This is a genomic window from Acinetobacter sp. WU_MDCI_Abxc222 (genome assembly GCF_025514755.1).
GTDB lineage: Bacteria > Pseudomonadota > Gammaproteobacteria > Pseudomonadales > Moraxellaceae > Acinetobacter > Acinetobacter geminorum.
In genome coordinates this window covers 63,840-90,835 of record NZ_JAHPVG010000004.1, presented here as the reverse complement: position 1 = coordinate 90,835, position 26,996 = coordinate 63,840, and the positions used below count along the sequence as shown (strand labels likewise).

Annotated in this window: 20 protein-coding genes and 1 pseudogene; 12 read left to right on the top strand and 9 right to left on the bottom strand. The window is 38.4% G+C overall.

Features of this window, described 5'->3' with window-relative positions; genetic code table 11:
- Window positions 1-6: 6 nt before the first annotated feature.
- The 5 genes from KTJ10_RS08350 to leuS all read right to left on the bottom strand — a co-directional run bounded on the left by KTJ10_RS08350 (window position 7) and on the right by leuS (window position 7,621).
- Window positions 7-2,001, bottom strand: a complete 1,995-nt coding sequence (locus tag KTJ10_RS08350; protein WP_002114873.1) for a MacB family efflux pump subunit — start codon at window positions 1,999-2,001, stop codon at window positions 7-9.
- A 2-nt stretch (window positions 2,002-2,003) separates the two neighbouring features.
- A complete protein-coding gene (locus KTJ10_RS08345; RefSeq protein WP_017398821.1) occupies window positions 2,004-3,344 on the bottom strand; it encodes a MacA family efflux pump subunit in 1,341 nt (446 codons plus the stop codon).
- Between the two features lie 107 nt (window positions 3,345-3,451).
- Complete coding sequence (gene holA / locus KTJ10_RS08340; RefSeq protein ID WP_057086334.1) at window positions 3,452-4,441, bottom strand: DNA polymerase III subunit delta; 990 nt, start codon at window positions 4,439-4,441, stop codon at window positions 3,452-3,454.
- 18 nt (window positions 4,442-4,459) lie between these two features.
- The gene (gene lptE, locus KTJ10_RS08335; RefSeq protein WP_002115142.1) at window positions 4,460-4,969 is read right to left on the bottom strand and encodes an LPS assembly lipoprotein LptE; all 510 of its coding nucleotides are present in this window, start codon (window positions 4,967-4,969) and stop codon (window positions 4,460-4,462) included.
- Window positions 4,970-4,996: 27 nt separating this feature from the next.
- The gene (gene leuS, locus KTJ10_RS08330; protein WP_199992588.1) at window positions 4,997-7,621 is read right to left on the bottom strand and encodes a leucine--tRNA ligase; all 2,625 of its coding nucleotides are present in this window, start codon (window positions 7,619-7,621) and stop codon (window positions 4,997-4,999) included.
- 534 nt (window positions 7,622-8,155) lie between these two features.
- Between leuS and KTJ10_RS08325 the strand changes: the two genes are divergently transcribed.
- The 4 genes from KTJ10_RS08325 to KTJ10_RS08310 all read left to right on the top strand — a co-directional run bounded on the left by KTJ10_RS08325 (window position 8,156) and on the right by KTJ10_RS08310 (window position 13,937).
- On the top strand, window positions 8,156-9,880 hold the full coding sequence (locus tag KTJ10_RS08325) for an acetolactate synthase 3 large subunit (protein ID WP_005079103.1): 1,725 nt from the start codon (window positions 8,156-8,158) through the stop codon (window positions 9,878-9,880).
- Window positions 9,880-10,371 (top strand): acetolactate synthase small subunit, encoded by a 492-nt coding sequence (gene ilvN, locus KTJ10_RS08320; RefSeq protein ID WP_002114824.1) that lies wholly within the window; start codon window positions 9,880-9,882, stop codon window positions 10,369-10,371. The genes KTJ10_RS08325 and ilvN overlap by 1 nt, the downstream gene beginning before the upstream one ends.
- 32 nt (window positions 10,372-10,403) lie before the next feature.
- Window positions 10,404-11,420 carry a ketol-acid reductoisomerase gene (ilvC, locus tag KTJ10_RS08315; protein WP_004698717.1) on the top strand — a complete coding sequence of 339 codons (1,017 nt, stop codon included), beginning with the start codon at window positions 10,404-10,406 and terminating at the stop codon, window positions 11,418-11,420.
- A gap of 462 nt (window positions 11,421-11,882) precedes the next feature.
- Window positions 11,883-13,937, top strand: a complete 2,055-nt coding sequence (locus KTJ10_RS08310; RefSeq protein WP_086265023.1) for a GGDEF domain-containing phosphodiesterase — start codon at window positions 11,883-11,885, stop codon at window positions 13,935-13,937.
- 348 nt (window positions 13,938-14,285) lie between these two features.
- On the opposite strand, the gene KTJ10_RS08305 is transcribed toward KTJ10_RS08310, so the two are convergent.
- Complete coding sequence (locus KTJ10_RS08305; protein ID WP_130173199.1) at window positions 14,286-14,858, bottom strand: TetR/AcrR family transcriptional regulator; 573 nt, start codon at window positions 14,856-14,858, stop codon at window positions 14,286-14,288.
- A gap of 327 nt (window positions 14,859-15,185) precedes the next feature.
- Between KTJ10_RS08305 and KTJ10_RS08300 the strand changes: the two genes are divergently transcribed.
- The 7 genes from KTJ10_RS08300 to KTJ10_RS08270 all read left to right on the top strand — a co-directional run bounded on the left by KTJ10_RS08300 (window position 15,186) and on the right by KTJ10_RS08270 (window position 24,617).
- Window positions 15,186-16,049, top strand: a complete 864-nt coding sequence (locus tag KTJ10_RS08300; protein WP_130173198.1) for a hypothetical protein — start codon at window positions 15,186-15,188, stop codon at window positions 16,047-16,049.
- A gap of 231 nt (window positions 16,050-16,280) precedes the next feature.
- Window positions 16,281-17,873 (top strand): peptide chain release factor 3, encoded by a 1,593-nt coding sequence (locus tag KTJ10_RS08295; RefSeq protein ID WP_002117155.1) that lies wholly within the window; start codon window positions 16,281-16,283, stop codon window positions 17,871-17,873.
- A gap of 69 nt (window positions 17,874-17,942) precedes the next feature.
- Window positions 17,943-18,785: a hypothetical protein gene (locus tag KTJ10_RS08290; protein WP_130173196.1), complete on the top strand. Its 843-nt coding sequence runs from the start codon at window positions 17,943-17,945 to the stop codon at window positions 18,783-18,785.
- Window positions 18,786-18,875: 90 nt separating this feature from the next.
- On the top strand, window positions 18,876-19,817 hold the full coding sequence (locus KTJ10_RS08285) for an RsiV family protein (protein WP_262441856.1): 942 nt from the start codon (window positions 18,876-18,878) through the stop codon (window positions 19,815-19,817).
- Entirely contained in the window at window positions 19,817-20,629 is an 813-nt protein-coding gene (locus KTJ10_RS08280; RefSeq protein ID WP_262441780.1) for a TatD family hydrolase, read from the top strand. Before KTJ10_RS08285 ends, KTJ10_RS08280 begins: the two co-directional genes overlap by 1 nt.
- 124 nt (window positions 20,630-20,753) lie before the next feature.
- The gene (acnA, locus tag KTJ10_RS08275; RefSeq protein WP_262441779.1) at window positions 20,754-23,510 is read left to right on the top strand and encodes an aconitate hydratase AcnA; all 2,757 of its coding nucleotides are present in this window, start codon (window positions 20,754-20,756) and stop codon (window positions 23,508-23,510) included.
- Window positions 23,511-23,855: 345 nt separating this feature from the next.
- Window positions 23,856-24,617 (top strand): tRNA threonylcarbamoyladenosine dehydratase, encoded by a 762-nt coding sequence (locus KTJ10_RS08270; protein ID WP_262441778.1) that lies wholly within the window; start codon window positions 23,856-23,858, stop codon window positions 24,615-24,617.
- A gap of 63 nt (window positions 24,618-24,680) precedes the next feature.
- On the opposite strand, the gene KTJ10_RS08265 is transcribed toward KTJ10_RS08270, so the two are convergent.
- Window positions 24,681-24,803: a hypothetical protein gene (locus KTJ10_RS08265; RefSeq protein ID WP_199977468.1), complete on the bottom strand. Its 123-nt coding sequence runs from the start codon at window positions 24,801-24,803 to the stop codon at window positions 24,681-24,683.
- Window positions 24,804-24,899: 96 nt separating this feature from the next.
- On the opposite strand from KTJ10_RS08265, the gene KTJ10_RS08260 reads away from it, so the two are divergent.
- A complete protein-coding gene (locus KTJ10_RS08260; protein WP_262441777.1) occupies window positions 24,900-25,799 on the top strand; it encodes a LysR family transcriptional regulator in 900 nt (299 codons plus the stop codon).
- Window positions 25,800-25,830: 31 nt separating this feature from the next.
- Here the strand turns inward: KTJ10_RS08260 and KTJ10_RS08255 are convergent.
- Together KTJ10_RS08255 and KTJ10_RS08250 are read right to left on the bottom strand one after the other, a co-directional pair.
- Window positions 25,831-26,225: pseudogene (locus KTJ10_RS08255) on the bottom strand (hypothetical protein).
- 178 nt (window positions 26,226-26,403) lie between these two features.
- Window positions 26,404-26,913: a hypothetical protein gene (locus KTJ10_RS08250; RefSeq protein ID WP_262441776.1), complete on the bottom strand. Its 510-nt coding sequence runs from the start codon at window positions 26,911-26,913 to the stop codon at window positions 26,404-26,406.
- Window positions 26,914-26,996 lie beyond the last annotated feature (83 nt).

The following is a 26,996-nucleotide window of genomic DNA, read 5'->3' as shown; positions in this document are numbered from 1 at the left end:
TTTTCCTTATTCTCGAGATAGTGCGGCAACAGGGTCAAGTTTCGCGGCATTCTTGGCAGGCAAGAAACCAAATACGACACCAATCAGTGTTGAACAGACAAATGCGGCAATAATAGAAGTGCTTGAATAAGCTACGCTAAAGTTACCGCCAGCAAATTTATTAATAAGTTGTCCAAGTCCAAGCGATAGTAAGACGCCAAGCACACCACCAATTAAACATACTAAAATTGCTTCAATCAGGAATTGCTGCAAAATATCACTTTGACGCGCACCTACGGCCATACGTACGCCAATTTCCTGAGTACGTTCAGTCACCGAAACCAACATAATATTCATTACCCCGATACCACCAACGACCAATGAAATTACGGCAATTGCTGAAACCAGAAGGGTCATCGTGCTGGTTGTTTTCTCAATAGTCTGACGGATACTGTCACTGTTCATGGTGAAAATATCTTGTGCACCATGGCGCTGGGTTAATAAATTCACAATCGCATTTTCTGCGGCAGCAGTTGAATATTTGTCATTAATACGAACCACGATATTACGTACATTAGATTGTCCTAACATACGGCTCATCACGGTTGTATAAGGCATATAGACATTTAAAGTGTCATCTGAGCCCATGCCGCTCGTTTGCGGTTCTACAACGCCAATAATACGAGCAGGTACACTACCGAGTAATACTACTTGACCGATAGGGTTGGTACCGTCACTAAAGAACTGCTTTTGAGTATTAGTATCAATGACCACATCCTGTGAGCGATCACGGACACTACGTTGATCAAAAGTTTGTCCATCTTTAAAGACCAAACCTTTCACATCGAAATAATCGTTACTCACACCATTAATGGTCGCGTTCGCTTCATTTTGTTGGTAACGCATGGTTTTGGATGTACTAACGATTGGGCTGACTGCACTAACATACGGTTGAGTCATTAACGCATCGGCATCGGCAGGCACCAAGGTTTTAAAACTTGCAGTTTTAGAGTTGTCACCAAAACCACGGCCCTGAAATACTGTAATCGTATTTGTTCCCAGGCTACTAATATTACTTAAAATTTGCTGTTGAGAGCCTTTACCTAATGCGACAACAGTAACAACCGATGCAATGCCAATGATGATCCCCAGCATGGTTAAAAAAGTACGCATGCGGTGGGCATTCATAGACAGTAAAGCCATTTGAAAGGCTTCAGATAAACGGTCTAAAGTAGAGCGCCATGCAGAAATACTTTTGCCTTTCTTCTGTTTACCTTGCAAAGCAGGCGCCGCATCAGGATCAGATTTGATTGGTTCAGCTGCTTGATCTGGAACATTAGGGCGGTCACTAATAATTTCTCCGTCACTAATCTCGATAATGCGAGTCGCATTTTTTGCAACTTGCATATCGTGGGTGACTAAAATAATAGTGTGACCTGCGGCATTGAGTTCACGCAAAATACGCATCACCTCAACACCACTATGAGAGTCAAGCGCCCCTGTTGGTTCATCTGCCAGAATAACGTCACCGCCATTCATCAGCGCACGGGCAATAGAAACACGTTGCTGCTGACCACCAGAAAGTTGGCTTGGTCTATTGAGGGTTTTAGTACCTAAACCTAATTCGGTCAGTAAAGCCGTTGCGCGTTGTTTACGTTCAGAAGGGGTAACACCTGCATAAACAGCTGGAACTTCTACGTTACCTTCAGCAGATAAATCACCCAATAAGTGGTAGCGCTGGAAAATAAAACCAAAATATTCACGGCGTAGTCGAGCGAGTTGATCTGGCTCAAGTTTACCGGTTTCTTGTCCATTAACCTTGTAACTACCACTCGTAGGTCGGTCCAAACACCCCAAAATATTCATGAGGGTCGATTTGCCGGAACCAGACTGGCCGACAATCGCAACCAGTTCACCTTCATAAATGGTCAGGTCAATACCTTTTAAAATTTGTATCGTGCTTTCGCCAGCAGGGAATTCCCGGACTAGATTGCTGACTTCAAGCAAAGCTTGTTTTGTCATGCTTACATTCCCATTGGGCCACTACGGCGACGGTTATTACTACTATTTGCTGATGCAGCAGAAGTATCTGCACTATCGGCAATCACAACTTGATCACCTTGTTTTAAGCCCGCAAGAACTTGCGCATTTACACGGTTGTTAATACCCACCAAAATCTGAGTTGGTTTAGTTGTGCCATCGGCTTGTAATACACGTACAACACTTAACGTTAATTTACCTTGTTCAACCAGTTGTTTTTGTTCAGCAGTTAAATTTAAACGTTCTAAACGAACACCACTACCTGAATTTTTTCTTTCTGCACTTGGAGTCGAAGCAGCTTTATCTGTAGATTGACCAGATTTTCTTTGGCCTGAAAATTGTTTAGAACTCAGTGCTGATGAAGGAACAAGTAGGGCATTTTTAGCTGAATCTAATACGATATAAACTTGTGCTGTCATATCAATACGCAATTTACCATCAGTATTTGGCACATCGAATAACGCATTATAGTAAACAGCTGAACTGGTTGTTGAGCTTGTTGTACTTGTTGATTCACTAGAAATTGAGTCTGGAGCTGGTTCAATCTGACGTAATGTTGCATAGCGCTTAGTTTCATCACCTAAAGTTGTAAAGTAAACCTGTTGTCCTTTTTCAACTTTCATAATGTCAGCTTCACTCACCTGCGCCTTAATCGTCATGTTTTGTAGCTTTGCAATTTTGACAATTGTTGGAGCGCTTTGGTTTGCGTTTACAGTTTGGCCTTCTTCGGTCACAATCGCGACAACGGTACCATCAGTTGGAGCAACAATACGTGTGTAACCAATATTGGTTTGTGCCGTAGATTTTGTCACTTTTGCAGATTCGATCTGTGCATCTAATGCTTTAATTTGCGCCTGAGCTGTTTTATAGCTTGCCTCAGCCGATTCTAAATCTGCACGAGGCGTTGCATCTTGCGCATACATTTGTTGCTGACGGCGGTATTCAAGTTGTTTTTCATTTAAAGAAGCAACTTGTTGAAGGCGCTGCGCTTCTAAATTTTTAATATTCGCATCAGAAGTTTTTAAACTATTTTCTTGGGTGGTTGAGTCAATTTGTGCGATAAGTTGACCTTGTTTCACTTGATCGCCCAACTGTACATACATCTTTTTGACCTGACCAGATACCTGTGCACCCACACTAATCAGTTTGGTTGCATCAAGTGTACCTGTTGCAAGGACATTATTTTCAATATCTCCGCGTGTTACCTCAGCTGTAATATATTGAGGCTGCTGCTCTTTAGGCTTTAAAAATTTCCAAGCTAATACAGCAATAATGGCTATACAGACGATGATAATAACAAGTTTGATTGGCTTTATTTTTGGCATGGCGAGAGGTCGAAAAGTCTAAAATTTAATTTAGTATAAAAGCGAAATGAGGATAAAACGTGAATTTTTATGATATTTCAGGAATGAAGAAAAATGATTCGGCCGAATTATTGTATAAATAGTGTTTTCCCACATAATTCAGCAATAGCCTGCTGCATTAAATGTTGGGCATTTTCATTCGACATTCCTTTAATTGCCGCATCAACTTGCAATAGAAGGGTTGACCAGCCTAAAAACTGTTGAGGATTTAATCTTCTTAAAGCTTGTTGATATAAACCAACCTTTGTTTTCCAGATACCAAGTTGTAATGCATTATGAGGCTGCTCAAATAATTGCATCAATAAACGCATTTCTTTACTTAGTGTCCATAAGATCAGACTTTCTGGCTCACCAGCTGCAATTAAATATTGAAAAATCTTAATGGACTGAGCGAGATTACCTTCTAATAAAGCATCGCTTAAATCATAAGTGGTGTAACGAGACTGATCTTGTAAACAAGCATACAACTGTTCAATTTGAATTAGTTGCTGGTCTGGAAAAGTATCTCTTACACGCATCAAGCTATTTTTAGCTGCGAGTAAATTATGTTCATGATGCTGCATGAGCCACTGCCAGGCATCATTATCGAGTTGAATTTCAAGTTTCTCTGCTTCGGCAGATAAAATTCTTTGGCGGTCTTGCGGATAGTTTGCCGTAAGGGCAACGATAACACCATTTGCTTCAACAACTTGGAAAAAAGCAGACTTTAAACTACTACTATCTTGTTTAGGTAAAACAATTAAAAGTAAGTTAGTTTCATTATGTTGGATATAACTTTTAAGTTGTTTTAGCCCATTTGCGTCAGGCTTTATATTGCCATGTACTTCAATGGCAAGCTGCTGAGAAAATAAAGATAAGCTGTTAAGAGCGTTAAAAACATTTTTCCAGTCGCTTACACTACTAATATCGTAGCGCTGTCTTTCAACTTCTTGTTGTTGCCAACTTTTACGAAAAGCATCTAATAAATTTTGTTCCAGCAAAGGTTCTTGGCCATGCAAAATCCACGCACCCCGTGCTTCCGGAATGCGTTTTAAGGCTTGCAAATAGTCAATTTTCATTGCTGATAAAACTGGAGATTAAGGTTGAGCTTTTGGTAAGCGGTTTGCTGAAATCTGACGAGTAATTTGTTGTGCAATGTCATCAATTACAATACGTTGTAAATAAGATTCTTGCTGATTTTCGGTGTTAACCGTTGCAAGATCATATTGATAACTACGAGATGCAGTTAATGAACGTGGTTCAGTAATTTTGTTACCTTGACGGTCTTCAATCTGGAAGGTTACGGTTAAGCGTAATAATACTTCCGTTAGTTTTCCGTTTAAAAGCTGACGACGTGGTGTGTATTCTAAAACACGGAGTACATAGGCATCATTATCATTACTGAATTGAACACCATTTGCAGCCAAATAAACTTTTAACTGGGTTTCTAAATCATCAGTTTTAGCTGGTAACTCAAGGCTTAACTTTTTATAAACAAGCGGAGTTGCAGTCGGGTTGGTTCCTTTTAAATGAAATCCACACCCGACTAAGCCTGCACTAAGGCCTAAGGTTAAAACAACAGCGGCTAAACGTTTGGCAAAGTGCATGCTTGATCCTCTCATTAATAACTTTAATTAAACCACGAGGTTAACTAATTTATTTGGAACCACAATTTCTTTCTTTGTTGGTCCTGTTAAGAATTGTTGAACTTCTGGAAGGGCCTTAGCTTGAGCTAATAAATCTTCTTTAGAAATATCAACAGAAACTTCAAGTTTACCGCGAAGTTTACCGTTAACCTGTACAACAATCGTTTGCGTATTACGAGTTAATGCAGAAGCATCGACTTCAGGGAATGTTGCTGCTGTTACATCTGTACCAAACTGAGCCAATAATGTTTGACTTAAGTGCGGTGCAAATGGAGCAAGTAAAGTTAACAGTGTGGTGATCGCTTCACGTTCTACAGCAACGTCGTTGTCATCTTTTGCTTCAAACTTATTGCTTGCATTTAACAATTCCATCAAAGCAGCAATCGCAGTATTGAATGCATGACGACGTTCGATATCATCACTTACTTTTTGGATAGTTTCGTGAGTTTTACGACGTAAATCTTGAGCATCTTTAGACAAGTTAGCAGCATCAATCGTAGAAGCTTGGTTGCCCTTTTCAAGGAAGCTCGCTACAAGGCGCCATACACGTTTCAAGAAACGATTTGCACCTTCAACACCTGCATCAGACCATTCTAAAGATTGATCTGGTGGAGCAGCGAACATCATAAATACACGTGCTGTGTCTGCGCCGTATTGATCAATAATCGCTTGTGGGTCGATACCGTTGTTTTTCGACTTAGACATTTTTTCTTGTCCGCCGATCACAACTTCTTGACCATCACCTGAATATTTTGCAGAAAGAATACGACCTTTTTCATCGCGTTCTAATTCGATATCAGCAGGGTTAAACCAAGTTTTCTTACCATTTTCTGCTTCACGATAGAATGTATCTGCAAGCACCATGCCTTGAGTTAACAAGTTGGTAAATGGCTCATTACCTTGCACAACACCTTCATCACGCATCAATTTATGGAAGAAACGTGCATAAAGTAAGTGGAGAATCGCGTGTTCAACACCACCAATATATTGGTTTACAGGAAGCCAGTTTTGAGCTGCTTCAGGTTTAACCATACCGCCAGTAAAGTCTGGAGATGCATAGCGTGCGTAGTACCAAGATGACTCTACGAAAGTATCCAAGGTATCTGTTTCACGACGTGCATCGCCGCCACAGCAAGGACATTTAGTTTCATAGAATTCAGGCATTTTATTAAGCGGATTACCTGAACCATCTGGAACAACGTCAGTTGGTAATACAACCGGAAGCTGGTCTTCTGGAACTGTGACTTGACCACAAGTATCACAGTTAATCATTGGAATTGGACAACCCCAGTAACGTTGACGAGAAACACCCCAGTCACGTAAACGGAATTGAACTTTAGAATTTGCTAAACCTTGTGGTTCTAATTTTGCAAGGAATGCATCGAATGCAGCTTGGAATTCCAAACCGTCAAACTCGCCCGAGTTAACAAGTTTACCTTCTTTAGAACCGTACCATTCTTGCCACTCAGTTGCAGAGTAATCTGCATCGTCAGCACCTTTGGCGTCAATCACTTGTTTAATTGGTAAATTGAACTTGTTAGCAAATTCAAAATCACGTTCGTCATGCGCCGGTACAGCCATAACTGCGCCAGAACCATAAGACATTAATACGTAGTTTGCGATCCAGACAGGAAGCTCTTCACCAGTTACAGGGTGCTTTACAAACAAGCCTGTTGCCATGCCTTTTTTCTCGGCTGTTGCCAAGTCAGCTTCTGCAACTGAACCCATGCGGCACTCTTCAATAAATGCAGCCAATTCAGGGTTGTTTTCAGCAGCTTTAAGCGCAAGAGGGTGTTCTGCTGCAACGGCAACATATGTCACGCCCATTAGAGTGTCAGCACGTGTTGTATAAACAGTTAAGCCATCAGCATAAATTTCGGTATTGGCAGATGGGAAAGTAATTTCCATGCCTGTAGAGCGACCAATCCAATTACGTTGCATGGTCAACACTTGTTGAGGCCAGCCGTCTTGTAGGGTGTCTAGATCGTCTAATAATTCTTGTGCATAGTCCGTAATACGGAAGTAGTACATTGGAATATCGCGTTTTTCAACCAATGCACCTGAGCGCCAGCCACGACCATTTTCAACTTGCTCGTTTGCTAAAACAGTTTGGTCAACCGGATCCCAGTTTACTGTTGAAAGTTTACGGTAGATTAGGCCTTTTTTATAAAGCTGAACAAATAACCATTGCTCCCAGTGATAATATTCTGGTGTACAAGTTGCGAATTCGCGATCCCAGTCTACAGATAGACCTAATTTTTTTAATTGATCACGCATGTAAGCAATGTTTTCAAATGTCCATTTTGCTGGAGCAACTTTATGGGCAATTGCTGCGTTTTCCGCAGGTAAACCGAATGCATCCCAACCCATAGGTTGTAATACGGTTTCACCTTTTAAACGGTAGAAACGGCTAATCACATCGCCAATTGTATAGTTACGCACATGCCCCATATGCAGCTTGCCACTTGGGTAAGGAAACATTGACAGGATGTAGCGATGTTTACCTTCGACAGTGTCGGCAACTTTAAAGACTTTACGATTTTCCCAATCTTGTTGAACTGATGGTTCAATCGTGTTTGCTTGATATTCGGGGTCAATGTGAGAAATAGTCATAGACGTAAGCTATACAACAAAAATTGATATTAAAGATTGTTGCACAGCATAGCGCAAAATCGACAAAAATGCAGTTTTGGGATGGATTTATTTTCCGTTAAAAATTAAACAAGAATAAACCTGAAAAAAGCGGGGTAGTCATAAAAAAAGAAAAGTGGAAAAATCAAATAAGATGAAAAAATAGTCAGTTAAAAAATAATCATAGAAAAGTGTTTCTTTAATCTTGACTTTAGTGAATTAAACAACAAAAATGCTTCCTTTAGTTTTATATGCGATTATTTGATCACCCTTCGAATAACCGTCATGTTTTGTAATAGACATTCTCTCTAGCCGAGAGATTGATTTTACTTAAAGTATGTATATCCAGACATGCTTTATTAATGTTAAAAAAGCTTATACGGCTGAAAAACAGAAATTTTTCTATTGCAACGAAAACTAGACAATATGTGTGCTATAACAGTGCAGACAATTCAATGAATGAAACACTATTTGTGCCTTCCATAAATAGTGATAAAGATTTTAGGGTGAATCACGTTGGAACTTTTATCTGGTGGTGAAATGCTCGTTCGTGCTCTTGCGGACGAAGGCGTTGAACATGTTTTTGGTTATCCAGGCGGCGCTGTATTACATATTTATGATGCGCTATTTCAACAAGACAAAATCAATCATTACCTCGTACGTCATGAACAAGCTGCTGGTCATATGGCAGATGCTTACTCGCGTGCTACAGGTAAGACTGGCGTAGTACTGGTCACTTCTGGACCTGGCGCAACTAATACTGTGACTCCAATTGCAACAGCTTATATGGACTCAATCCCAATGGTGATTTTGTCTGGCCAGGTTGCATCACATCTTATTGGTGAAGACGCTTTCCAAGAAACTGATATGGTGGGTATTTCACGTCCGATCGTGAAACACAGCTTCCAAGTTCGTCACGCAAGTGAAATTCCTGCAATTATCAAAAAAGCATTTTATATCGCAGCAAGTGGTCGCCCTGGTCCAGTTGTAGTTGATATTCCTAAAGATGCGACAAATCCTGCAGAAAAATTTGCGTACGAATACCCTGAAAAAGTGAAGATGCGTTCTTATCAGCCACCTTCACGTGGTCATTCAGGTCAAATTCGTAAAGCGATTGATGAGCTTTTAAGTGCAAAACGCCCTGTAATTTATACGGGTGGTGGTGTTGTTCAAGGTAATGCATCGGCATTATTGACTGAACTCGCACATTTACTAGGTTATCCAGTAACTAACACACTTATGGGCCTTGGTGGCTTCCCTGGCGATGATCCACAGTTTGTGGGCATGTTGGGTATGCACGGTACTTATGAAGCAAATATGGCGATGCATAATGCTGATGTCATTCTTGCAATTGGTGCGCGTTTTGATGACCGAGTAACCAATAACCCAGCAAAATTCTGTGTGAATGCTAAAGTTATTCATATTGATATTGATCCGGCGAGCATTTCAAAAACAATTATGGCGCACATTCCAATTGTAGGGGCAGTTGAGCCTGTACTACAGGAAATGTTGACGCAATTGAAACAATTAAATGTGTCTAAGCCAAACCCTGAAGCAATTGCTGCGTGGTGGGATCAAATTAATGAATGGCGTAAAGTTCATGGCTTAAAGTTTGAAACCCCGACTGATGGCACAATGAAGCCACAGCAAGTTGTTGAAGCTTTATATAAAGTCACTAATGGTGATGCCATTATTACTTCGGATGTTGGCCAACACCAAATGTTTGGTGCGTTGTATTACAAATACAAACGTCCACGTCAATGGATTAACTCAGGCGGTTTAGGCACCATGGGCGTAGGTTTACCTTATGCAATGGCTGCTAAGCTTGCTTTCCCTGATCAACAAGTTGTTTGTATTACTGGCGAAGCTTCAATTCAAATGTGTATTCAAGAGCTTTCAACATGTAAGCAATACGGCATGAATGTGAAGATCTTGTGCTTGAATAACCGTGCTTTAGGTATGGTGAAGCAGTGGCAAGATATGAACTATGAAGGTCGTCACTCAAGCTCATACGTTGAATCATTGCCTGATTTTGGCAAGTTGATGGAAGCTTATGGTCACGTTGGTATTCAGATTGATCATGCTGATGAACTAGAGTCGAAGCTTGCTGAAGCAATGGCGATTAATGATAAATGTGTATTCATTAATGTCATGGTGGATCGCACAGAACATGTTTATCCAATGCTGATCGCAGGTCAGTCTATGAAGGATATGTGGTTAGGTAAAGGGGAGCGTACATAATGAGACATATTATTTCTGTACTCGTTGAAAACGAAGCTGGTGCGCTTTCTCGCCTTGTTGGTTTATTTAGCCAACGTGGATATAACATTGAAACACTGAATGTTGCGCCAACCGAAGACCCAACTTTGTCACGCTTAACATTAACAACTTATGGTGATGACCATAAGATTGAACAGATTACAAAGCAGCTCAATAAACTTGTTGAAGTTGTAAAAGTAGTTGATTTATCAGAAGGTTCACACATTGAGCGTGAACTGATGTTGATTAAAGTAAAAGCGTTAGGTGCTTCACGTGCTGAAATTAAGCGAACAGCGGATATTTTCCGTGCGCAAATTGTAGACGTGACACCAACTACCTATACCATTCAAATAGCAGGGACAACTGAAAAATTAGATGGTTTTATCGATGCGCTTGCAGAAAACACTATTCTAGAAGTCGTTCGTTCAGGTGTATCTGGTATCGCCCGTGGCGAAAAAGTATTAGCCATTTAATTTTTTAAAAAGTATTTTAGCGGAGAACACAAATGCAAATTTTTTACGATAAAGACTGTGACTTATCAATCATCCAAGGCAAGAAAGTAGCGATTATTGGTTACGGTTCTCAAGGTCATGCTCATGCACTTAACCTTAAAGACTCAGGCGTAGACGTAACTGTAGGTTTACGTGCAGGTTCAGCTTCTTGGAAGAAAGCTGAAAATGCAGGTCTTAAAGTTGCAGAAGTTCCTGCTGCTGTTAAGCAAGCTGACCTCGTAATGATTTTGACTCCAGATGAATTCCAATCACAACTTTACCGTGACGTGATTGAGCCAAACATCAAAGAAGGCGCGACGCTTGCATTTGCTCATGGCTTCTCTGTTCTTTACAACCAAGTTGTTCCACGTAAAGACCTAGATGTAATCATGGTTGCTCCGAAAGCACCTGGTCACACTGTACGTTCAGAGTTCCAACGTGGTTCAGGTGTTCCTGACCTAATCGCAATCCACCAAGATGCTTCTGGTAATGCACGTAACGTTGCTCTTTCTTATGCTTCTGGCGTAGGTGGCGGCCGTACAGGTATTATCGAAACTTCATTCCGTGAAGAAACTGAAACTGACTTATTCGGTGAGCAAGCAGTTCTTTGTGGTGGTGCGGTTGAATTAGTGAAAATGGGCTTCGAAACTTTAGTTGAAGCTGGTTATGCACCAGAAATGGCTTACTTCGAATGTTTACACGAGCTTAAATTGATCGTTGACTTAATGTTCGAAGGCGGTATCGCTGACATGAACTACTCAGTATCTAACAATGCTGAATACGGTGAATATGTAACGGGTGTTGAAGTAATCAACGAACAGTCTCGTGAAGCAATGCGTAATGCGTTGAAACGTATTCAATCTGGCGAATACGCGAAGATGTTCATTCAAGAGGGTGCATTAAACTACCCATCTATGACTGCTCGTCGTCGTCAAAATGCTGCACATGGTATTGAAGTAACTGGTAATAAGTTACGTGCAATGATGCCTTGGATTCAAGCAAACAAAATCGTTGATAAAGAGAAGAACTAAGATTTCTCTTTAGCTTGAAACGTGCGTTAGCGAAGTAAAACTTCGCTCTTGCACTCGGGCAGAGTGATACTCTGCTAGTCCTCGTTCATACCATGGATTCAAGCGAACAAAATCGTAGATAAAGAGAAAAACTAATTTTCTTTATCTGAAGCGTTAAAAAAAACCCTGCTTAAAGCAGGGTTTTTTATTTATATTATTTTTATTGAATGAGAAAATTGCCCTTGAGGCAACTTGACTAGATTAAATAAATCCTATATTTTTCATATAATTGGCTGCTTAAATTTTATTTACTTTATTGATTTATAAAGTAAAAAATACTTGACCAAAAGATAGATAATGTTATTGTTTATAACTGACTGAATAAGTCAAATTTACTAAAATTTCTTTAACATGTTTAATTGTATTTTGGGCAATGAGTTGAACAAAATAAAAAAAAGTATTGAATAATCATGGAAGTCCAATATGGGTCATGTTGATTACGATAGCACATTGATCGTCGGCTCTTTTATTGCAGCTGGCTTCATTTGCTATATTGTAATTTCCATGGAGCAGCTAATATTCAAGCAAGTCTATAAGAAATTTGAGTCTTTAATTTTATTTATCAATGGTTTGCTACTCGCATTAGCAATTAGTATCGTCCATATTGTTGGTATACAAGCTTATCATCTGTTTGATACAACTAACTCTAATATTCCTTTAATTGCAGTTTCTTATGCCATCAGTGCTTTGTTATCTTGCATTGCGATGTGGTTGACTTCACGTTTTACACTCCCTTTATTCAGACTCATTCTGAGCTCGATTATCATGGGAATTGGAATTTCAGCCTCATATTACATTAGCATGCTAGGTTGGAATATTAATGTTTATAAAAAAGATTACACTTCGTTTTTACTTTTATTTTCTGTATTAATTGCAATGAGTGGTTCAGGGCTAGCATTTTTACTCGCCTATAAATTAAAAGATACGGAACGATACCGTTTAACTTTAAAAGTCGCATTTTCAGTTATGATGACCCTAAGTATTATGGGGATGCACTATACAGCACTTATCGCGACAAATATTACTGATAAATTTATTAGCCAATATCAGGCTGAACATGATTTATTATTATTTACAATTATTTTAGTTACGTGTTTGGTGCTCGTAGCAAGTTTTATTGTTGCCATGTTGGAGCAACGTCTCACTCAGCAAAATTTAGAGTTGCGCAAGGCAAATAAAGAATTAGCTAACTTATCTATACAAGACAATTTAACCAAATTACCTAACCGCCTTTATTTGGTTGATTATGCAGAAGTATTACTTTCAGATCACCGATATAAAGACCAAAAAATTGCTTTCTTATATATTGATTTAGACCGATTTAAATCAGTGAATGATGCATTCGGGCATCATGTAGGAGATCAATTACTGATTCAAATGGCAAACCGTTTACACTGGCAACTCAATGAAAAATGTAAACTGCTTAGGATCGGTGGTGATGAGTTTTTACTGATTGCAGAAAATACAAATGCAGAAGAAGCAGTTATTTTGGCTGAGAAAGTTCTGCAACTAATTCAGGAAAGTTATCAAATTTCAGGTAAAGAAATTAATATTTCTGCAAGCTTAGGCGTAGCACTATTCCCTGAACATGGACAAAATGTTCAGGATCTACTTATGAATGCTGATGCCGCGATGCTCATGTCTAAAGAGCAAGGCCGGAATACTTACACCATCTTTAGTTATTCAACCCATCAACAAGAAACGAGAAGTCAGTCAAAACTGATCAATGACCTTTATAAAGCCGTAGAAGAAAAGCAGTTTATTTTATATTACCAACCAAAATTTAACACGAATCTTGAAGTCTGTGGTGTTGAAGCATTAATTCGTTGGAATCATCCAGCTTTAGGTATACTCACGCCGCATATGTTTATAGAAGGTGCAGAAAAAACGGGTTTGATCATTCCAATGGGATATTGGGCACTCGAACAAGCTTGTCTACAAATTCAGGAGTGGGAACGTAGTAACACCCCATTTTATCCAGTCGCAGTAAACCTATCTGCACTACAGTTCGAAAATAAAAAGTTATTTAGTACACTGGAAGGATTATTAAAAAAATATCAGATTCAACCTCACCATTTAATTGTTGAGATTACTGAATCGACAGCAATGCGTCATATTGACTTGAGTATTCGAGCTTGTGAGCGGCTACGTGATATGGGTATTCGGGTCGCAATTGATGATTTTGGAACAGGCCATTCAAGCTTTTTGTATTTAAAAGATTTACCTGTAGATGAGTTGAAAATTGATCGTGGCTTTATTGTTGATTTAAAGCCGGGCTCTAAAGAAGAAGTTATTCTAGAAAGTATTATACATTTAGCTAAAAAGTTAGGCTTAACTGTAACAGCAGAAGGGGTGGAAACCCAGCAACAGGTTGAGATTTTAACGCGTTTAGGGTGTCAACAGTTCCAAGGTTATTTGTTGGGAATGCCAGTTCAAGTCGATGAACTCATTGAGTCTCAAGGGGCTCACTTCGCTTAATATAATCTATCATCAATTTTATAATTTATATTCTTAAAATAAATAATTAAGATAATGCTAGTTTTTGAAAGATATTTATATGTTTTCAAAATTAATATACTTCGAGTATAAAGTATTGCTAATAAATTAATGGATATATTCTATAAAGAATAAAAGTTTAAATAGATTTTTATGGAGTATTGTGAAGTATGTATAATAATTAGAGTTAATTAAAATATTCACTTTTATAAAATATAAATATCTTAATTTTAGTGATTGTTTTTAGTTGGTGGAGTTGGAGATTGGGCCCCACCGGATTAAAAATATTTTATATCTTATTAAAATATAAAAGTTTAATTGAGTTGTAAATTAAATAGCTACACATTCTTGAGTTGTTTCGAACTCAATAAGTTTATTTATATAAGACCATGTTTCTTCTGAATTAATCTTTTTTTTGTTTATGGTGCCATCAATTATGATTCCATCTACGATGTTAAGAAAAAGTCCAGTTAGTATTTTTGTATTTTCTACTTCTAACTCCGAAAGGGCTGAAAAAACCAATGAGTAAATCCATTCCCGATACTCATTAATTTGATGCTTAATAGAGGGATATAGTTGCATGACTTCGATGGTCGCTTTTTTAAATAAGCAGCCATTAAAGTCATCTGTATTAATCCAATCAATATACCAGTTGAATATTTTCTTTAGTTTAATTAATGGGTTATTGGTATTTTTTATTTTTTCCAATATTGAATATTGGATCTCTAAGTTTCTCTTATAAAGACATTCTTCAATTAAAGCTTCTTTAGAGGCAAAGTATTTATAAAAAGTCATTTTTGCAACATTTGATTCGGCAATAATGCGATCAACTCCAACGGAAGTATAGCTTTTTTGGTTAAAGAGGGCTGTTGCTGTTGTTATAATATTTTCTCTTTTTGTCATCGGGTTCCCCGTTACGGATATTTTTTGATTAAGTTTGCTATTGTAAAGTGTATAAGCTTAAATAAAACTTATTTTATAATATTTAAAAAATTATATTTATTCAATAGCTTGGTTAATTTAAAAAAACAACATATTATATATTTAATTGGCAATAGTTTACTTTTTTAAATATTATTAATTAATCCGTTGATTTGTTGAGATAATACACATAGTATCAACTTGTTAAGTATAGGTGTACGGAATTTATTTTAGCAATTGAATGCAAAATTGGAATAAAGGGAAAGCCTGTAACTTAACTATAAGAAAAACTTTTTACAGAGAATCATTATGTTAAAAAAATTTGAAGACTTTAATAATCCAAGAGAAAAAGCATTGCAGGGGATGAGAAATAGTATTCCTGCAAAACAATGGGATGAAAATTTACAATTTCTTCAACAGTTAAGAAAAACAATTGCAGAATTACCAGTTTGTAAGCATCCTGCTATCGAATTGTTAAACAGTGGATATCTTGATAAGCAAAGTTTAATACGTATTCATTTGGAATATCGTCATGCGATAGTGCAAATTTTCACTGATGCTTTATTAAAGGCTCAGTTTTTGACAAAGCAGTTGGAACCTAAACTCCATTCTGGAGCTAAAATGTTTCCAAGGGTATTATTAAGTTTAAATATACTTGATGAGTTTGGTTTTCGTCCTGGGCTAGATAAAGATAATTACTATTTGGGGAATCCTGAATATGCTCATTATCCTTTATATGAAGATTTACTTAATGATTATGGCTTAACAGAAGATGATCGCCGTAATTATAGACCATCAAAATTTGCTGATCAGGTTAGGTCATTTTTAGAGTCTTCTTATGATAGTTATATTAATGTTGTGGCATTATTAGCTGTTGCTGAAGAAGAAGTCATTCTTTTTAGTCCTCCATTACGACAAGCAACCAAATTTGTGAATATTGATGTTGAAGGTGGGGGTTATTACCATGTTCATGGGGTATCTACTGATGAAGCATCAGAGGCTGCTGACGATGATCATGAAGATGACCTTTGGTTCGCGTTAGCGCAAGCAATTACAAAAGATGATTATGAAAGCTTAACCAAGTTATGTATTGATTATTGTGCTTTATGGAATGAATTCTGGGATGCACAAATTGCAGATGTCCAATTTATTGAAGAAAAAAAACTGGCATAACTATTCTACTAATTCTTAAAAAAGTTCATCTACGATCAGATGGGCTTTTTTATTATAAAATTTCTAAGACGCTAAGCCATATTTTAAAAAAAGTATTTAAAAAGCTTGTGAGTGGCTCATGGGTTATCAACAACCATTAAACACTTCTATAAATCTGCTACAATTACGCCAATTTTTATTTTGATCGACTTTAGGTCTTTGGCACTGCAATCTCCGCAGTAGGTGTATTTCATGAGTTTTAAAGATGAGTTAGCGGCACAGGTTGCTCAACGCCGCACATTTGCCATCATTTCCCACCCCGATGCCGGTAAAACAACCATGACAGAGAAATTACTGTTATGGGGTAAAGCAATTCAAGTTGCAGGGATGGTAAAAAGCCGTAAATCTGACCGCGCAGCTACATCTGACTGGATGGAAATGGAGAAAGAGCGTGGGATTTCCATTACCACTTCGGTTATGCAGTTCCCATATAAAGGTCATACTATTAACTTGCTCGATACACCAGGGCATGAAGACTTCTCTGAAGATACTTATCGTACTCTAACCGCTGTTGACTCGGCACTTATGGTGATTGACGGTGCAAAAGGTGTCGAAGAACGTACCATCAAATTGATGGAAGTTTGTCGTATGCGTGACACTCCTATCATTTCATTTGTAAACAAGATGGACCGCGAGATTCGTGAACCACTTGAGTTGCTGGATGAAATTGAGAATGTCCTCAATATTCGTTGTGTACCTATTACATGGCCATTAGGGATGGGACGTGATTTTGCGGGTGTATACAACATTCTTGAGAATAAGTTGTATGTCTACAAAGCAGGCTTTGGCTCAACGATTACAGATATTGAAGTACGTGAAGGTTATGACCACGCAGATATCCGTGAAAAAGTAGGTGAGTTGGCTTGGGCATCTTTTGAAGAGTCACTTGAGCTCGTACAAATGGCGAACGAACCTTTAGACCGCGAATTATTTTTACAAGGTAAACAAACTCCAGTTCTATTTGGTACAGCATTAGGTAACTTTGGTGTTGACCATGTATTAGATGCATTTATGAATTGGGCACCAGAACCTAAAGCTCATCCAACACAAGAGCGTGTTGTTGATGCAAAAGAAGAAGGCTTTTCTGGTTTCGTATTTAAAATTCAAGCAAATATGGATCCGAAACACCGTGACCGTATTGCCTTTATGCGTATTTGCTCAGGTAAATACGAGAAAGGTTTGAAAATGAATCATGTACGTATTGGTAAAGATGTTCGTATTAGTGATGCATTGACATTCCTTGCGGGTGAGCGTGAGCACTTAGAAGAAGCGTGGCCAGGTGATATTATTGGTTTACATAACCATGGCACAATTCAAATTGGTGATACTTTCACTAGCGGTGAAAACTTGCACTTCACAGGTATTCCTCACTTTGCTCCAGAAATGTTCCGCCGTGTACGTTTGAAAGATCCATTAAAGTCAAAGCAGTTGCAAAAAGGTTTGAAAGAGTTGTCTGAAGAAGGCGCAACTCAGGTATTTATGCCACAAATTAGCAATGATTTGATCGTGGGTGCTGTGGGTGTACTTCAGTTTGATGTGGTTGCTTACCGTCTGAAAGAAGAATATAAAGTTGACTGTGTTTACGAGCCTGTAAGTGTAAATACTGTGCGTTGGATTCATTGTGATGATGACAAGATTCTCAATGAATTTAAGAAAAAAGCACATGATCAACTTTCTATCGATGGTGGTGGTCACTTAACCTATCTTGCGCCAAGTCGTGTGAACTTGCAGATTATGCAAGAGCGTTGGCCTGATATTCAGTTCCGTAACACACGTGAACACTAATCTTTAAGATTTGACAGACAGCTTCGAACAGAAGCTGTTTTGTTTTGAAAAATAAGAAAGGATGATGAAATGAATTTGAATAGAAAGACAGTTATTGCACTTTTAGTTGCGGTAATCATATTACTTTTGGCTATTTGCCTTTTTGTCTGGAAAAGCTCTCAACCTTCATCATCTTCTCAAATAAAATCAGCTTCTACCCAAAATCAAAATATAGAGAAAGCTGAAGTACTACCATTTCTAAACTTGCAGCAAGTAAAAGCTGATTATGCTTTACCATTTTGTGAGAAGAAAAATTGTATTGATGTCGATATTCAAACGATAAAGACCCAAGATGCATGGCTAAATGAATGGATCGCGAAAAGTCAGGCTAAGGTAATTCAAGATCAAATTGATTTGAAAAAAGACTTAAGTTTGCAGCAAGCCATTAATGCTTATGTTAAAAAGTCTGATGAATGGCAAGATAAATATTCAAAGAATCGGGCTTACGAATTGCATCTTCATACCCGTATTGCATCGCAGCGTAACCAATACGTTTTATTGCAATTAGGACTTGATACCAAGCAAGAAGAGCTCACGATTAAAGATCGTTATTACTTTTTTGTGGCCGACCGAAAACTGCATAAGAGCTTAACTTTGTTAGATGTTTTAAAAAAGGATCAGCAAACAGCTGTGCATCAAATGGTGCAGGTCGCATATCAAGATTGGTTAAAAAAGCAGACTGCTGACATAAAAAAAGAAGCACCAAAAACTTTATATTGGGGGCAGGCAGATTGGTTCTTTGATGGTGAAGGCGTTGGCTTACATTATCAGGCAAACCAGATTACTAAAGAAGCTCCACAGCTCGATATTTATTTATCTAAAGAACAGACCAAAAAAATATTACAACCCGAGGTTTATGAACAAATGTTTTAAGATGGTAGCAGAATTTGCAACCTCTATTTATATGCGCTAATTTCTTAGAAAGGCACAGCGTAATCTCCTTAGAATAAAAGGCAAAATATGATGTTATCTTCTAAAGCTTCACTGCGATTAACTTTGCTTGCTTCTGCTATATTTTTGGCAGCATGCCAACCTAAAGCTGATCCTAAGGATTCTCAAGAGCAGCAGAAACCAGCAGTCGAGGAACAAAAGCCAGTAGAGTTGACTTTGAAGGGTGAAACAATTCCTAGTAAGGTGGTTTTACCTGATTGTGATGGTAAAACTTGTCCAGAATTTACGGTAGAGCGCTTACAGAGTAATTTTCCTTTTATTGACAAAATTATAGATCAACAAATCTTAAATACATTAAATCAAATTTTAGAAATTGCTGAACCTGATGCTAAGAATACGCAAGCGGAACAAAAAGCAGAAGCTTCAGCGGCAGCGGGTGCAGAGCAAAAAAATAGCTTTGATACACTGGTGCAACGCTATGCAAATTCATTTATTGATCTAGATAATGAGCTAAAAGCTTTAAGTAGTAATCATCAGATTAATCTTTTAGTTAAACCTAAGATTTTGCAGGCTCAAGGTAAAGTTGTAACTGTAGTGCTTAATAGTAGTAGTTATTTAGGAGGGGCTCATGGCTCTGCTGCACAGCATTATTATAATTTTGATTTAAAAGAGCAAAAGCAAATTAAGCTTGAAGATTTATTACGCCCTCAGCAAAAAGCAAATTTAGAGAAGTTAGCTCATGAAGCCTTTAAGACATGGGTAACGGACTCTAAATTGGCTGATAATGTTGCTGACTATGAACAAGCATGGCCATTTAAATTATCTAATAACTTCTTATTGGGTGAGCAAGGTTTAATCCTTCAATACGGTGAGTATGAAATTGGACCATATGTGGTTGGACTCCCTCGATTAGTCATTCCTTATGATCAATTGCAAGATGTGTTGAAAGAGGAATATTTGCCACAGCCTAAAGTTAAACCAGCTTCGGCACCAGTTGCAAAAAGTGCTGGCTAATGCATTTGTTTGATACTCATACCCATTTTGATGTTGCCGATTTTGATGAAGACCGGCAACAGTTAGCAGTCGACGCTAAAAAGGTGGGTGTTGACGCTTTAGTGTTAATTGGGTTTATGCAGTCACGCTTTAATGAGTTGGTGCAAACTCATCATCAGTTAAAAAGCTGGGAAAATGTGCCTGCTTCATATTTAGCACCAGGTTTACATCCGTTTTATATTGAGCAGCATCAACCAGAACATTTGACTCATCTTGAACACATCTTGCAGCAAGAAAATTGTGTGGCAGTGGGTGAAATTGGCTTAGATACTTTTTTAAAAGAACATAAAAAGCCAGATGTATATGCAAAGCAAAAACAATATTTTGCTGATCAGTTAGAGCTGGCAACCCAATACCAAAAACCAGTGTTGCTCCACATTCGAAAAGCGCATGGTGATGTGCTTGCTATATTAAAATCTCAAAAATTTAAATTGGGAGGCATTGCTCATGCATTTAGTGGTGGGGTAGAAGAGGCAAAGGGTCTTATTAAGCTTGGTTTTAAAATTGGTGTAACGGGGCAAATTACCAACCCAAATGCGAAAAAGCTTCATACTGTGGTAAATGCTATAGGTGCCGAGCACTTGGTGATTGAAACAGATTGCCCAGATATGACACCGCTTTGTTGTCAAACCTCAACTGAACAGCGTACTCGTAATACCCCTGTTAATTTGCCTTATGTTTTACAAAGTTTGGCCGAAAATTTAAACATGCCTGAGTCAGATTTAGCTGAGTTGCTGTGGAAAAACTCTCAATCTGCTTTGAAATTATCGTAATAAAAATCAAAGATTAGAAATAGTAACTAAAACAAAACACAGCGATTAGAAAAGAAGCTTAAAGTAAGAAAACAACATGTAAAAACGTGAAAAATAACATTGCCAGACATGGGAGGATAACCCAATGGCTAAGTATAGCAATATCAATAGTTTTAATGCTTTACAGACGCTAACAGTAGGTTCCAGCAATTATCAGATTTTTAGCTTAACCCAAGCCGAGAAAAAGCTAGGTGACATTGCCAGACTGCCGAAATCATTAAAAGTACTGTTGGAAAACTTATTACGGTTTGAAGATCAACATAGTGTTAAAACGGAACACATTCATGCTTTAGCTGAGTGGCTAAAAAACCGTAGTTCCGATCAAGAAATTCAATATCGACCTGCACGGGTTCTAATGCAAGATTTTACCGGTGTTCCCGCTGTAGTTGACTTGGCTGCAATGCGTGCTGCAATGGCACAAGCGGGTGGCGATCCTGAAAAAATTAATCCGTTATCACCTGTAGACTTAGTGATTGATCACTCGGTGATGGTGGATCATTTTGCTGATGATCAGGCTTTTGAAGAAAACGTTCAGATTGAAATGCAGCGTAATGGCGAGCGATATCAATTTTTGCGTTGGGGGCAATCTGCTTTTAATAACTTTAGTGTTGTGCCGCCGGGTACGGGGATTTGTCATCAGGTCAATTTAGAATATTTGGCTCAAGCGGTGTGGCTAGGTGAAGATAATGGACAAACCTTTGCTTTCCCTGACACCTTAGTTGGTACAGACTCCCATACCACCATGATCAATGGTTTAGGTGTATTAGGTTGGGGTGTTGGCGGGATTGAGGCGGAAGCAGCTATGTTGGGTCAACCCATTTCTATGCTGATTCCTGAAGTCATTGGTTTTAAATTGACAGGAAAATTACCAGAAGGGATTACTGCAACAGACTTGGTGCTGACTATTACTCAAATGCTTCGTCAAAAAGGTGTCGTGGGTAAATTTGTAGAGTTCTATGGAGATGGCTTAGCCGATCTACCTCTTGCTGACCGTGCAACCATTGCCAACATGGCGCCAGAGTATGGTGCGACTTGTGGCTTCTTTCCGATTGATGAAGTGACATTGGGATATTTGAAATTAACTGGTCGTCAAAGTGATCGTATTGAACTGGTTGAAGCCTATAGCAAAGCACAAGGCTTATGGCGTAACCCTGGTGATGAACCTGTTTTTACAGATACTTTAAGTTTAGATATGAGCACGGTTCAGGCAAGTCTAGCTGGTCCAAAACGTCCACAGGACAAAGTTCTTTTATCTGATGTGCCGAAAACCTTTAATGCTTTAATGGAGTTAACGCTAAAACCGGCTAAAGAAGCTAAAGAGCGTTTAGAAAATGAAGGCGGTGGTGGCACAGCCGTAGAGGCAAAAAAAGCAAATATCCAGCATGAAAGTCCGTCATGTGTGATTGAAGGAAAAGAGTATCCATTAACTCATGGTGATGTTGTTATTTCAGCGATTACCTCTTGTACCAATACTTCTAACCCAAGTGTAATGCTAGCCGCAGGTTTGCTTGCAAAAAAAGCGATTGAAAAAGGCTTGCAGCGTAAACCATGGGTGAAAAGTTCACTTGCACCAGGCTCGAAGGTGGTGACGGATTATTTGCTGGCTGCTGGGCTTACACCGTATTTAGATGAGTTGGGTTATAACTTGGTGGGATATGGTTGTACAACCTGTATTGGTAACTCAGGTCCACTACCCGGACCAGTTGAAGAAGCAATCCAATGCCATGATTTAAATGTTGCATCTGTACTTTCTGGTAATCGTAATTTTGAAGGACGCGTACACCCATTAGTTAAGACAAACTGGCTTGCTTCGCCACCTTTGGTAGTCGCTTATGGTCTTGTTGGTAATATTCGTACTGATTTAACTACACAACCTATTGGGCAGGGTAAAGATGGACAACCTGTTTACTTAAAAGACATCTGGCCAAGTCAGGCTGAAATTGATGCTGTCTTACAGAAAGTAAATACAGACATGTTCCATAAAGAATATGCTGCGGTCTTTGATGGTGATGAAAGCTGGCAAGCGATTCAGATTCCAAAAAGTAAAACCTATGAATGGGCTGATGATTCGACTTATATCCGCCACCCGCCATTCTTTGAGGGCATTGGCGAACCTCCAAAACCAATTAAGAATATTGAACAGGCACGTATCTTGGCAGTACTTGGTGACTCGGTAACAACTGACCATATTTCACCGGCAGGTAATATTAAAAAAGACAGTCCGGCTGGCCGATATTTGCAAGAGCAAGGTGTTGAACCAAAAGACTTTAACTCTTATGGTTCTCGACGCGGTAATCACGAAGTCATGATGCGAGGTACTTTTGCCAATATTCGTATTAAAAACGAGATGCTAGGTGGTGAAGAGGGTGGTAATACCATTCATGTGCCAAGTGGTGAAAAGCTTGCTATTTATGATGCAGCAATGCGTTATCAACAAGAACATACACCGCTTGTGATTATTGCTGGTAAAGAATATGGAACAGGATCTTCACGTGATTGGGCTGCCAAAGGAACAAACTTATTAGGCGTGAAGGCTGTCATTGCCGAAAGTTTCGAGCGTATTCACCGTTCAAACTTGGTAGGTATGGGCGTGTTGCCCTTACAGTTTATTGATGGGCAAACTCGACAATCTCTTAACTTAACTGGTCATGAGGTGATATCAATTCGGGGCTTGTCGGATGGCATAGAGCCTCATCAAATTCTTGAAGTTGATGTAAAAGGGCCAAATGGAGTAGCGAGTCATTTTAATGTGTTGTGTCGAATTGATACGTTAAATGAAGTTGAGTACTTTAAGGCGGGTGGTATTTTGCATTATGTACTGCGGAATTTGATTGCTTCATAAATCCATAAACTTAGCATGGTCTTATAATGAATGTGTATGAGCTCATATTGGATTTATAGGCTTATCTTTACTTTTTAAGGATAATGAGCTGTGACTAAAACAGCGCAAGGCAAAAATCCTTTGTCGGGCTGATGGTATGTCCTTATACCACAGCCCAACTGGGCGGCATCCGTGCCGCCTGTCACGTTAGTAAATGATGACTTCAGTCTTAAATAATACAATTTATAATGACAGACTTATCGTGAGTTTAAATATCCCAATCCCAAGTTTTCTTTGATATGAAATACACTTTCTTTTGAAAAGAAGTAAAATACCTTCCGTGTTTTATATCCCCACAGAGTAGCAATGACTGATATCCAACAAGATGAATATGACCGTCGTTTTGCAGGTGTAGCCAAAGTTTATGGTGATTCATCGTTCCAGCACTATGAAAAAAGTCATGTGATGGTGATTGGTATTGGTGGTGTCGGTAGTTGGGCAGTAGAAGCTTTAGCACGTACGGGTATTGGCGAAATTACATTGGTCGATATGGACGTGGTTGCAGCATCAAATGTAAACCGTCAGCTACCTGCAATGACCTCAACATTAGGCTGTGAAAAAGTTGAGATTATGGCAGAGCGTTGTCGCCAAATTAACCCACATATTAAAGTAAATATTATTGATGACTTCTTAACGCTTGAAAATGTCACAGAGATTTTAAACCCTGTACCAGACATTGTTTTGGACTGCATCGATGACGTTAAAGCTAAACTGGCTTTAATGCTGCATTGTCGTTTTAATAAAATTCCTTTGATTGTTTCAGGCGGAGCAGGTGGTAAGCTTGATCCACTTAAAATTCGCGTGGCCGATCTATCAAAAACAGAGCAAGACCCAATGTTAGCGAAGCTACGTAGTCAACTTCGTGCTCGCGGCATCTGTAAAAAGCCAAAAGAGAAATTTGGCATTACCTGTATTTACTCAATCGATAATCCATTTTCAAGTGCAGATGTCTGCCCATCAGCTGGCTTGCGCTGTGGTGGCTATGGTTCAGCGGTAGTAGTGACTTCAAGTTTTGCAATGATTGCTGTCGCTGAAGTTTTGAAAAAGCTTGATTTAAAGAAAGCCTAATTTAAATATTGAAAAGGCATGTGCTTAGGTGAGTGCATGCCTTTTATTTTTGAGAGAAACTATTTAATCATACAGCTCTATGTTGTCTTGCTGGGTGTGTGTGGGTAGCTGCTGATCATAAAATTTAAAGCACCATAAAATTAGAACAACAACGGTGAAGATGGTGAGTCCTTTTAAATACTTCATGAATAATTCAATCAAGTGAATGGTCTTGATAAAATTCTAGCGAAGGCTATCTATCTAATCTAATATATAAAATAGACCTAATAATCTAATTTTGAGATGATTATGCTCACATTAAAACAATTCCAATATTTTATAAAAATTGTTGAAGAAGGGAGCTTTACCGCGGCTTCAGAGAAACTCTTTATTGCCCAATCTGCTTTAAGTCGGCAAATTAAACTATTAGAAGAAGAAATTGATTTTCAGTTATTTGATCGAGTTGATAAAAGAGCAAAACTCACATCAGCTGGTGAAGTCTTTTATAAAAAGATAAAAGATAATATGGCCTATTTAAATGAAATTATTGGTCTTTCTAAAAATATTGCAGAAGGAAAAAATCGCCAGATTAAAATCGCTCATTCGAGCAGCATTATTATGGACGATAAGAAAATTCAGATATTAAAAGAAATTAGCTTAGCCAAGCAGATAAATTTTGAGATAAATACTTTGTCATCTGAGCATCAAATTCTAGCTTTAATGAGTGGAGAAGTTGATATTGGTTTGATCAGACCACCAGTTCGACACACTTTAGATGAGATCAATATTGTTAAGCTATATGAAGAACCTTTAATGGTGGCTGTGCATGTTGATCATGCTAAGTTTGCAAATAAACAAGAGATTCAAGTCAAAGACTTAAAAGATGAATACTTTGTTTCGACTCCACATTCTAAGCGCGGAGGTTTGAGTTATTTAGTCTCAAACTTGTGTGTAGGGGCTGGCTTCTGGCCTAAAACAGCGATGATCCAATCACGTAAGCTAAGCCAATTACAGTTAGTCGCTGCAAATTTGGGTATTAGCATTGTTCCTCAAGAATTTGAACAAATATTACCTAAAAAAGTAAAATTGATTCCTCTAGAAAATAAAAATCTTTTATCTGAAGTAGTTTTAGCTTACAGAACAAACCAGAGTGATCTGATTCAACCTTATGTTGAGCATATCTACCATCTACTAAAAGTGTGAGAGGAGATATGTTTCACCTATGCTGAAACAATTATTGTGGTCCAGTGTGTTCACTAATAGTAAATGTATATTCAGTATCACCCTCTAACTGACGTTCCTGAGATAGGATGTCCATTTTGGGGCGCTTATCTTGGTAAAATTCCAAATTGATACAACCACTATTGTTAACCGCATAGCGAATATAGTAACGATCAGGCTTTAGAAAAAAGTTGTTTCTTCAAATGAGCGAAGAGATAGTATTTTCTTCTTGTCGTGATAAATCACGGAAGGACAATCTAGTAGTCCATTTAAATATTGTTTTCGTATCACATGGATCCGAGCTTTAGGAGTGGTTTCTTTTAATAAATATTGAGGTTCATAAATCCGTTTCTCGGGTACTTTTTTAAAAACCTCTATAATGTTTGTATCGGAGGCGGCATAAGTCATGCTAAACGATGTCAGTAAGTAAAAGCTCAGCAGTATTCTTTTCATAAAGTTCCATCATTATTTTTGATAAGTACAATATGAAAATAAAGCAAAAAAGAAGCCAAGCTGGATTTAAAATACTCGTTTGATCAGTTGTTTGAAACAATTAAAGCAATTGAGTATCTAGTTTTTAGGTAGATTACCCTAGTCGATAATAAGTATAAGTTACGCTGTCATCTTTATAGACATCATAGCTATTTTGTTTGAAGTCAGAGACCCATTCACTTCCAGTGTACCCTGCGATATGTCCATAAACGTGGTTGCGGGTTCTGTGAATGATGTAAATGTCACCTTCTTGAGGTTCGTCGAAGGCTGGATCAATTTCTTTATAGCCAATCTTTTTGAGGGTATCGCCCCAATCTGAAGCTGCGATTGGGTGGTTTTCAACATTAGCACCAGCAGATTCGAGTGCAAGACGGATACTACGTGCGCATCTAGCTTTGCTGCGTCTAGAGGTAACGCTTTCTAATTTTTCTACAAACTTTTCTACATCGATCGGTGGGTTGGTTGAAGTTTTAGTTTGATGATTATTGGGTTTCATGGTGAAAGGATAAGGTAGGCTGGGTGCGCTGTGCGATACAACAATGGCTGCCTGATTTGAATCCTGATACATGTAATTATCAGCTACTTGTCCGTCATAAATAATCATCGTGAAATCTCTACCGTGCTACCCATATCCATATTAAAAAAATCACCACCTACCTGTGGCGTTCAGAGATACTAATAGGCGTA